The organism is Pseudomonas sp. 43NM1 (genome assembly GCF_002836905.1).
GTDB classification, from domain to species: domain Bacteria; phylum Pseudomonadota; class Gammaproteobacteria; order Pseudomonadales; family Pseudomonadaceae; genus Aquipseudomonas; species Aquipseudomonas prosekii.
The window spans coordinates 1-879 of record NZ_MKGS01000124.1; the positions used below are offsets into that span (position 1 = coordinate 1).

General features: G+C 55.1%; 1 protein-coding gene and 1 pseudogene. Both read left to right on the forward strand.

Annotated features, from left to right (window positions below):
- Window positions 1–262: pseudogene (locus tag BI292_RS11325) on the forward strand (hypothetical protein); the annotation flags it as partial.
- The coding region (locus tag BI292_RS11330) for a hypothetical protein (RefSeq protein ID WP_101207930.1) at window positions 259–879 on the forward strand (621 nt) is incomplete at its 3' end. The pseudogene BI292_RS11325 and the gene BI292_RS11330, both read left to right, overlap by 4 nt.

Below are 879 nucleotides of genomic sequence, written 5' to 3' on the forward strand. Positions count from 1 at the left end.
GATCAAAGCCGCAAAACTCAGAGGTTGGTTCATAACCGTCCTGTGGGAAGGGTTCTGCGGAATCTTCATTTTCAACACCCTGCTGATCGACGTGCTCGAGCGTTGGAAGCTGAATCCGCCGCCCGATCTGCTGTATCCCGACATCATCGAATGGTCAAAACCAATGCCCCCGGAACAATGGGCAAAACGCTCCCCGGAACTGGAAGCGGCCATCGCCAAACGTGAGGCCGAACTAGCCACCCAGTCCGAGGACGCCGTATGAGCACGCCACCGGCAGGTACAACGGAAAAAAAGGTGTTTTCACGCAACGACTATATGGCCCCGTTGCCCGTCCCTACGGGAGAAAAGCCGGTGGATGTGCTCAATACGATTTGGCGCAAAAACGACGTTTGCTTAGATATAGGTAGCTACAGCATCGGCTCGGCAGTGATGACGATGTGGCTCATGGTGGCGGTGGTTCTCGCTATGTCTTTTTTTACCAGGAATCTCAACTCTGATTTCACGTTCGATATCTTGATTGTTGGGGGCGTCATTGTCGGTATCCCAACGCTGATTCTAATTCAAGGCCTCTTTCGCGATGTGCCTTTACCCATTCGCTTCAACCGCCAACGCAGAGAAGTCTGCGTCCCCCGCGACGACGGCAAGTACTGGATCGTGCCGTGGGAAAGTGTCACCGCCGCTGCCACACAACAATCGTCGGTCAGTCAGGCCGGTAAAGCCACGATGGGTTTACTGATCGTCGGTTTCGAAAACCCGGACCCGCTGGCGGAGGAAGACAACAAACATTTCTCGCTGGGCTTCAACTGCGGTGGCGGTACGACCGCAATGGCGCTGTGGGAGTGCATGCGCAGTTACATGGAAGTCGGTCCCGAAGCCGTT